The 7958-nt window shown below is 63.3% G+C and carries 8 protein-coding genes; 3 read left to right on the top strand and 5 right to left on the bottom strand.

Annotated features, from left to right (window positions below; genetic code table 11):
- The 3 genes from ACRCSW_RS20310 to ACRCSW_RS20300 all read right to left on the bottom strand — a co-directional run.
- Positions 1 to 1651: type IV secretory system conjugative DNA transfer family protein (locus tag ACRCSW_RS20310; protein WP_438707470.1), on the bottom strand; the 1651-nt coding region annotated here is incomplete at its 3' end.
- Between the two features lie 10 nt (positions 1652 to 1661).
- On the bottom strand, positions 1662 to 3539 hold the full coding sequence (locus ACRCSW_RS20305) for a relaxase/mobilization nuclease domain-containing protein (protein WP_438707469.1): 1878 nt from the start codon (positions 3537 to 3539) through the stop codon (positions 1662 to 1664).
- The gene (locus tag ACRCSW_RS20300; protein ID WP_438707468.1) at positions 3536 to 4099 is read right to left on the bottom strand and encodes a plasmid mobilization protein; all 564 of its coding nucleotides are present in this window, start codon (positions 4097 to 4099) and stop codon (positions 3536 to 3538) included. Before ACRCSW_RS20300 ends, ACRCSW_RS20305 begins: the two co-directional genes overlap by 4 nt.
- Positions 4100 to 5056: 957 nt before the next feature.
- Here ACRCSW_RS20300 and ACRCSW_RS20295 point away from each other — a divergent pair.
- Both ACRCSW_RS20295 and ACRCSW_RS20290 read left to right on the top strand, forming a co-directional pair.
- Positions 5057 to 5821, top strand: a complete 765-nt coding sequence (locus ACRCSW_RS20295) for a ParA family protein (protein WP_438707467.1) — start codon at positions 5057 to 5059, stop codon at positions 5819 to 5821.
- Positions 5818 to 6492, top strand: coding sequence for a hypothetical protein (locus tag ACRCSW_RS20290; protein ID WP_438707466.1), 675 nt, complete (start codon positions 5818 to 5820; stop codon positions 6490 to 6492). The genes ACRCSW_RS20295 and ACRCSW_RS20290 overlap by 4 nt, the downstream gene beginning before the upstream one ends.
- A 39-nt stretch (positions 6493 to 6531) precedes the next feature.
- Here ACRCSW_RS20290 and ACRCSW_RS20285 read toward each other — a convergent pair whose 3' ends face one another.
- Positions 6532 to 6957 (bottom strand): hypothetical protein, encoded by a 426-nt coding sequence (locus ACRCSW_RS20285; protein ID WP_438707465.1) that lies wholly within the window; start codon positions 6955 to 6957, stop codon positions 6532 to 6534.
- A gap of 430 nt (positions 6958 to 7387) precedes the next feature.
- On the opposite strand from ACRCSW_RS20285, the gene ACRCSW_RS20280 reads away from it, so the two are divergent.
- The gene (locus tag ACRCSW_RS20280; protein WP_438707464.1) at positions 7388 to 7648 is read left to right on the top strand and encodes a WGR domain-containing protein; all 261 of its coding nucleotides are present in this window, start codon (positions 7388 to 7390) and stop codon (positions 7646 to 7648) included.
- Positions 7649 to 7654: 6 nt separating this feature from the next.
- Here the strand turns inward: ACRCSW_RS20280 and ACRCSW_RS20275 are convergent.
- On the bottom strand, positions 7655 to 7958 hold a 304-nt coding region (locus ACRCSW_RS20275; protein ID WP_438707463.1), incomplete at its 5' end, for a bactofilin family protein.

The following is a 7958-nucleotide window of genomic DNA, read 5'->3' as shown; positions in this document are numbered from 1 at the left end:
CTCGATCAATCGGCCCAAAGTGCCGATCCTCGTAGTACCGGATGTGCCGCGCCCGGATCGGATACTGCCCCTCTGGCAGAACCAGAACTTCGTCCAGCGGAAACCGCAGCACCTCGTTCGCCGAAATCAACGGCCGCTCCTCGGAACGCCTGCTGATATTGGCACTGTCCTCCAAGGCTCGAACCCGCGACTGGCTCTCAGTAACGGCGGTGATGGTGGACCGCCCCAAAGCATTCGACAGCACCTCAGCGGTCCGGTCATCCTGCGGCGTCATGTAGATCTGCACGCCAGCCCCACCCTGCAGGGACCGCCGCCCGGTTTCGCCATAGATGTCATCGAGACCGGGAATGGTCTGGGAGATGATGAAGAAGCGGCCGCCGAAACTGCGGACAGTCTTGATAGAAGAGAGAACAAGGGGCTGACGACCGAGCTGGTCAAACTCGTCCATCAGGAACATGACGGCATGGGGCTCATCCGGTCCCGGCTCGCGTCGCTGGAGGGAGGCGATGGCATCGGCAAAGAGCAGACGAACGAGAGGGGCTAGAGTTTTCAGGTGCTCGGGCTGGACGACGATGTAGAGACTTTGGGGATCGCGCCGGAAGGTAGAGAAGTCGAAGTCGCTGGCCGAGGTCACCCGGTCGACTGCGGGGTCGTTCCAAAGTTCGAGACCGGATCCCTGGATGACGGACACATAGGCCCCGAGGGTTTTTTCCGGGACGTCGGCCATTTCGAGGAAGGTGCGGGAGACGATCGGGATGTTCGTCGTCTCGGCAATGGCGGTGTAGCTCTTCTTCTTGTCGCCGCCCCCGGCCATGATCTCGCCAGCAAAGCCCAGGGTCGGGCGGCGCTGCTCGATGGCGTAAAGGCAGGAGGCGATGAATAGGCGCTTGCCGGCATTGAAGAAGCTCTGCGCGCTTTCCCCTTCCGGGATGAGGAATAGGTCGGCCATCGAGTTCAGCGCGGTATACTGACGCTCTGCGGAGGGAAGGGCGGCGATCCTGGCGAGCGGGTTGAAGCGGTGCGACCCACGATCTTCGTCGAAGGGCGAGAAGTACCAGATGCTGTTCTTCAGCCCGTGCTTACGATGGATCGAGGTCTTCGCGAAGTTCTCGCCCTTCACGTCGAGGATGATCGCCGAGCCTGAGAAGTGGAGGAGGTTCGGGATGACGAAGCCGACGCCCTTCCCGCGGCCGGTCGGCGCGATCATCATCGCATGCGGGAAGCGGTCGGGCGGCGCCATCACAAACGGTGCGTCAGATTTCGGGAAGCCGAGCTTGCCGAAGATGAAACCGTTCTTATCGAGGGTTCCGACCATGTGGTTGCGCTTCAACTCGCGGCGCGACTGGAAATGTGCGTCGTCATACTGGTTCAGCCGCCCGCGATGCACTCCGGCAAGTCCGACCAGCGTCAAGGCGACGGTCACGGCGCCGGTGATGATCAGCGCGCCCTGCAGGACCGAAGGCCGTGCGGCGAGGTCGGCCCATGCATAGCGCAGAAACCAGGGGCCTATGGGGCTAAGCGTATCGAGGCTCTCCCGGAAGGCAGTGATCACGTAGATCGTCGCCAGCATGCCGCCGATGTAGAGACCTGTCAGCAGGTCAAGGAGCAGTGCCAGCGGATACCGCCAAGCGGTGTCTAGGTTCGAAAGCATGGGTCTGTCCTCAGAGTTCGTGGTCGCTGTCGCGTTCGACCGCGCGGTCGCGCTGCCCCAATTCGGCGGCGCGATGCTGCGCCCGTGCCAGGTCTGCCCAAGGTCCGACCTCACCCGATTGACCGAGATCGCCTTCATTCTTCAGCTCATGCGCGACGGCAGCCCTTAGGGCCGGATCTCGGACCTGCTCGTTGAGCGGCGCCAGATCGCCGGACCGGACGCGGTCGAGATCCTCGGGTTTCAGGGTATCGTGCAGGCGATCAACGATGGCTTGCAGCGCGGGCACCTCCGAGAGCTTCATATTGCGATCGGCGGTGAGCAACTGGTCGCGCGCAACGGCCTCGGTCAGTTCCGGTGCAAAGTTGAAGGCGGCGACTTCTGCCCGAACCTCCTCGCCGAGGGCACGCACCGTTTCCATCCAGAACACCTTTTGCATTGTGTTCGGCTGCTCAGTGATCCAGCTCGCCCGCTGGCCCTCACTGCGTTCGGCAAGACTGAAGCGGGCGACCATCTCCTCGACGGAGGTGCCTGCTATGCGAAGTTCATCTTCCCGGATCGAGAAGAGCGCCGTCAGCCGTTCGTCGATCTCGTCGCGAACATGAGCAAGGGTCGCGCGTAGGCCTTCATCGAGGGCAACCCCCTCGGTCTGGCCCTGCTCCAGCCGCGCCAGCGAGGCGAGGGTCGGATTGTGATAGGGATCTGCACTCCGGTCGACGACTTGCGCATGCTCTGCCAGGAGGACGCTGTCGGGGGCGAGTTTCAGGGAGGCGCGTGCCTGTTCGGCAAAGCTTCGTTCAAGGTCAACCCGTTCGGCCGAGGGTTCCATGGCACGGATTGCCTCCCAGGCCTCAGTGGCCGAAGCGATCATCTCGCTGCGCGCAGCCTCAACCCGTGCGGCGGGATCGCCTTCGGCATGAAGCGAGTGATCGGGCATCAGGGGAACTCCTTGTCTGAGAGCGGCGGCGGAGGCGCCAAGCGCCCGAGCCAGCCGGGAAAAGTAGGAAGAAGCGCTCGCCTCGGTGCCGGTTTCAGCGGCGAGACCGGCGAGCTCGCCGAGGGTTTCATATTCGCGGGCAAAGCCCTGTAGCGCTGCAAGCCGTCGGCTCCGCTCCCCGTCGGACAGAGGCGGCGGCGGAGGGGGTGTGGCCTTCCCACCCTCTCGCGAGGCACGCAACTCGGATTGGCGCGGTGGGTTCTCGATGATGCCACGCGACAGGCGCGATGAGGCGAGGATGTTCAGCCCATGCGACTGGCTGATCTCGGCGTGAAGCTCGCGCATCACATCGAAGTTCAGCGCTGCATGACGACAGATCGACAGGAAGCGACCTTCCTCGATGCCATGCTTGTCGACCACGAAATGCGCGTGCAGATGGTCGGTGTCCTTGTGCAGCGCCGCGACATAGCGCCAGACATCCCCATACTCACCAGACCCGAACACGGCCTGCCCCCATTCCCGAGCGATGAGCTCGGCGCGCTCGGCGTCCACCCCTCGCGGGAAGCTCAGGACGATGTGATCGGCATGTCCCCGGCGCGGCGCGCCGGTCCAGGTTGAAGACCAGATGTCCGCCGTCCGATCCGTTCGCGCAGGATCAAAGTCGCGCTCATAGCCCGCCAGATTACACCAGGTGCTCTGCACCCCCTCTTCCCGGGCGACATAGTCGAGCAGGCGCTTCAGCTCCTGCGGCGTGCGGGCACTGCCACCTGCGATGCGTTTGACGACCGACTGCCAGCCGCGTGGTCCTCCAGCGTTTCGCAGAAGCGCCCGGGTCTGACGTTCCTTGCGCGTGCCGAGACGGGACGCGGCACCCTCGCCACCGCCTCGCCCACGACGACGGTCGTCGAGAACATGACCCAGAACCAGATCCTCAACGGAAGGCGACCGGGTCATTTCGGCGCCTCGTTAGACGCGTCAGCGGCATGAGAAAATGCAGAGGCTTGATCACCAAGTCCCTGCTTGGCCCTTAGCGCCGAGAGGAGGTGGACAACCTCTTCCACAAGGTCATCGACCCGCGCTCCGACCTTGCGCACCAGGGCGGCATCGCGGGCGTTCCAGGTCAGACGACCGACCGCCCCCAGACGGGCAATCTGGTTGAGGTTGTTGCCGACGGCGGACAACTCCCGCCTGGCTGCAGCGATGGCATCCAGCTCGTCTGCCTGGATGGCCAGACGATCGCTTGCCTGTCTGACCAGATGCCGGACTGCCTCGGAAACCGTCAGACCGCTTGCCTCGGCAACCGCCTGAAAGGCTGCATGCTCATCTTCCGTGATGCGGATGTTCAGCTTCACCGAAAGCCGCCGTACCTCCTTCCGGTCAAGGCTGCCCTTGATCCGAGACAGCGCCTGGCGGGAACGGCCCATCGACCTCGCCACGGCCGCGACGCTCTCGCCAGCGAGGAGCCGCGCCTTGATGGCGGCAGTCTCTGCAGAGGTCAGGCGTGAGCGGGGCATTGCATCATTACATGTGTTTTGCAGTCATCGCGCATCATGTACCACACACCACCGTTCCTGCCAACCGTCCTCACCGGCCGGTTTCCGCTCCTCCGAAGAGGAGCCAGCGTGCGGAAACCGGACAGCCGGTGAGGACTCAATATGGCGTCAGGGGTCGGCGGCTGACCCGCCGACTGCATCCCTGCGCCTCGGCCGTCAGGCCTCCGTTTGACGCGAGACCAAACGGGTCGAGCGCCTTGAAAGCTTGGGCTTTCCAGAAGTGTACGATCCTCCACGAGGGGATGTTGGGACGGGCACGACAGTCTGAAGGAAGGGCTGCCCGGGAAGGGAAGAGGGGCCGGGGATGGGGTCTTCAGATGCTTCAAGGCCTGCCTATGGCGGACCATGGTTGCCTTTGGGCGTGAAGCCACAGGCTGGATCAGCGCAGGGTCAACCCGTCACTGGGCGAACTGGCAAGCAGGCGGACAAGCAAGCAGGCAAATTTTCCGGCATGCAGCCGGTTGGCGGGTCAAGTTTGGGATCGACCCGCTACGCAGGCCCGATGTCGCCGGGCCTTTGAACCAACCGTGCGGACAGGTTTCAACGCCGGTATGCGGCCTGTCACCTATGCAGGCATGCAGACATGCAAACCGTCATACGGGCCGGAAGGCAGATAGTCACGATTACGGGCAGGCCTCAGGACTGCTCGGGCGCCGCGCCGCAGCATTACGGCTGCGGGAATCCTTAAGAAACATGAAGGTCCGGGCGCTGTGTTACAACTTCCAGCACATGCGATTTGACGTTTCTGCAACCTTATGCCTAAACGGCGCACCGAACGCGGGACGGATTAGTGACGCCTTTACAACGGCTTCGCTCTGCCTTGCCTTGCTTTCGGTGCATCGTGTTCCGCAGCGTCATGAAAGAGCGCCGGGCGTCGGTGCCAGGGGTAGTGAGTACCGTTTGTGGAGGCGTCATTTCATGCAAGTCATTACCATCGTGCAGACCAAGGGCGGCTCGGGCAAGACCACGACCGCCATGCTTCTCGCATCTGCTGCACTGAACCTTGGGCGCCGCGTCACCCTGATCGACGGTGACGTGAATGCTCAACTCGGCCGCTGGCGCGACAGTTTCGAACTGGCCGCTTGGGAGAGCGCGCAGAAGCCCGACTGGCCAGAGAGCCTGGCGATCCTATCACCGCCGGAAAGTGTTGAAGGGCTGTTGTCGCTCCTAGAGGCCGAGGAAGCGCGTGGTGTCGATCTCGTCGTAATTGACACCCGGCCGGGCACCCACACTGACACCGAGGACTTCTGTCTGATCTCAGATCTCGTGCTGATCCCAGCCCGCCCCGTCTATGCCGAGTGGGAAATGACTCATCGCGCCGTCCTCTGGATGGACGACCTCCGGGCTTCGATTGCCGAAGGTGAGTGCTTCCCGGCGGTCCGGGTCCTAGTCATGGATGCGGGGCCGAAGATCATTGATGCCGCAACCCAGGAAGGGGGAATGGCGCAACTGCCGAAACGTGACCAGGACGTGCTGCAGGAGATCCTGCGTCTCGACCATCTCGACGTGATCGTCCCGCATTCGCGGATCCTCGAACAGCTGGGCTACCACGGTCCGCTCGGACCGGCAGCCCGCGCCAACGCCAAGGCCCCCGGCGGACGCTTGCTGGCGGACGCCATCACCCGCCAGCTCGAAGTTGCGGAACTCGTCCTCACAGGGATCGACGAGGTGATCCCTGCATGAGCCGCTTCCGCCTTCCCGCACGTGTCGCCCCCTCCCCGGCGGCCGAAGAGCCGGGGCTGCAAAACTCGGCGGCACGTCTGCGGTCGTCACGCGAAGTTCAGTCGCGCATTCTCGCCGAACGGCGTGCGCCGGAGGTCGGGCTGCTAGCGGAGAACATCGAGGACCAACTCCCTGACTTGCGAACTTCGCCCCTGGTGGAAGCGGGATTAGCCGGGAAGAGGGAAGGGGAGAGGGATCAGCCGCCGTCCCCGGCATTGCCGCCCGATGCTCCGGCTGGTGTGTTGACGAAACCCCGGAAAGAGAAGCTGGTGGTCCTGTTTCGGCTTCCGCTGATGACCGAGAGGCGCCTGGAGCAGATCCCGGGTGCGGGCGAGGTGACCTCCGCCTACATGCTGCGCGCCTTTGCCAAGGAAGCCCGTGCGGAACTTCGGCGGCACTTGGCCGAAGAGGATATCAATGCGCATGCAGACGAGGCGAGGCGCATCTTCGCCATGTCAACAACAGACATGGCGGTCGGTGAAGCGATGACCGTCTACGCCCAAGGCTCAGCAATCCGGGCTATGCATTCAGCTCTTGGTGACCCTTGGCAGATCGAGCCTCGGGCGACGATCGTTGGTGCCTTCCTCGCCGCGATCGCGTCGCGGCTCATCGAGGCGCGACGCGTCAAATAGACCCGGACCATGCAACAGAATTCGATGAACTGCCTGCGGTCACTCGCAGGCAAGGTCGGGCAGCGGCGCTGTCTCGAAGGTCAGGCTGTCAGCGCTGGTGACCAGGGCGAACTCACCACCCGCCCGGAAAGTCGCAACCATCTTCGACCAGTCCGCGGGGTCAACCGAGGCCTGTGCGGCAAGGCCATTCTTGACCGGCAGGCGGGCCTGTTCACCGGACTTGGCGAGAACAACGACCATGTCTGGCGCCGCATCCTTGTCGAAGCGCACCACAAGCGCACCGTTGGGCGTCGGCCCGAAAACGCGATCCGGATCGCAGACAAGGCGCACCTCACCCGCTTCACTGGTGAGTGCATAGGTCGGCAGACCGCGCTCGACACCCATCGTCCAGGCGTCAAGCGCGTGGACGGGAACAGACATCGCCGCAAACGCGGAAAAAACCAGAATGGGGGACAGAACATGCATCGACAGGAACGCCTTTCGTGGTTCGCGTGGCGACAGCAAAGCACCACTTCTGTGGTCGATAGATATTTCCTGAAGACGCCTCTGTCCATGACTGCAAATCGTCATCGACCGATCGGAGGCAGGCATGGAGGACGTCACTAGATCCAGATCCAAAAGCCCGACCATCGATCGTCGTCTGTGGCGGATCGACCGTGGAGACAGGGAACTCGTCGCAGAACGGCACCGTACCGCTGGCGGTCGGTTCAGGACCGTATGGCTGGTCCCGGAGGAAACCCTGCGTGGCGTCCTCTGGGTCGAGGTTGTCGAGGAAGAACCTAGCGATCCGTCGCCATGACCCATCAGCTTTCTGAATCGGACCGCCCGGATCGATTCAGAAAAGCAATTGGACTTGGCGAGCCGCAAAGCAGAGTCTGAGCGGGGGAGGACCGCCATGGCTCTGGCACATCTGCACCGCATCGACCCAGAGGCCAACATGGCGCGGTTCTACTGCATCGATGTCGCGGCGACACTGTTCGGCGACGTCTCCGTCCTGCGAACCTGGGGCCGGATCGGGACCCACGGGCGGACGAGCATCGAGACCTGTGCTTCCGTTGAAGAAGCGGAGAGAGCGGCATCCCAGACACTCCGTCAGAAGATGCGGCGGGGCTATCTGCCTGCCGGCCAGATGCTGCCGCCAGACCTTGCGGTGTGAGATCTGTCAGGCCTTACGCTGAAGCCTGCCTTCAAGCTCGGCTCCGGCCTCGATGGCGATCCGCTCATGGATGACATCGGCCTGCACGATCGCACTCGGCGCGAGCTGAACGTGTCGAGCTGAGATCATACCAGAGACTGCCCCAAGCACGACGAGGTCGTGGGCGACGATGGAACCTTCAACACGACCTGAAGCAGCCACGGTGATCTCTGGCGCCCGCAGTGAGCCAACGACGTTGCCTTGGACTTCGATCGGTCCACTGGAGGTGGCATCGCCTTCGACGACAAGGTCCTGCGCGAAGACGCTGCGG

Source organism: Tabrizicola sp. (assembly GCF_051645465.1).
Taxonomy (GTDB): Bacteria; Pseudomonadota; Alphaproteobacteria; order Rhodobacterales; family Rhodobacteraceae; genus Tabrizicola.
This window is presented reverse-complemented; position numbering and strand designations above follow the sequence as displayed.

Coding starts and splice junctions, on each gene's coding strand:
- ACRCSW_RS20305 (WP_438707469.1), bottom strand. CDS start 3,539: ATGACCCGGTCGCCTTCCGTTGAGGATCTGGTTCTGGGTCATGTTCTC.
- ACRCSW_RS20300 (WP_438707468.1), bottom strand. CDS start 4,099: ATGCCCCGCTCACGCCTGACCTCTGCAGAGACTGCCGCCATCAAGGCG.
- ACRCSW_RS20295 (WP_438707467.1), top strand. CDS start 5,057: ATGCAAGTCATTACCATCGTGCAGACCAAGGGCGGCTCGGGCAAGACC.
- ACRCSW_RS20290 (WP_438707466.1), top strand. CDS start 5,818: ATGAGCCGCTTCCGCCTTCCCGCACGTGTCGCCCCCTCCCCGGCGGCC.
- ACRCSW_RS20285 (WP_438707465.1), bottom strand. CDS start 6,957: ATGCATGTTCTGTCCCCCATTCTGGTTTTTTCCGCGTTTGCGGCGATG.
- ACRCSW_RS20280 (WP_438707464.1), top strand. CDS start 7,388: ATGGCTCTGGCACATCTGCACCGCATCGACCCAGAGGCCAACATGGCG.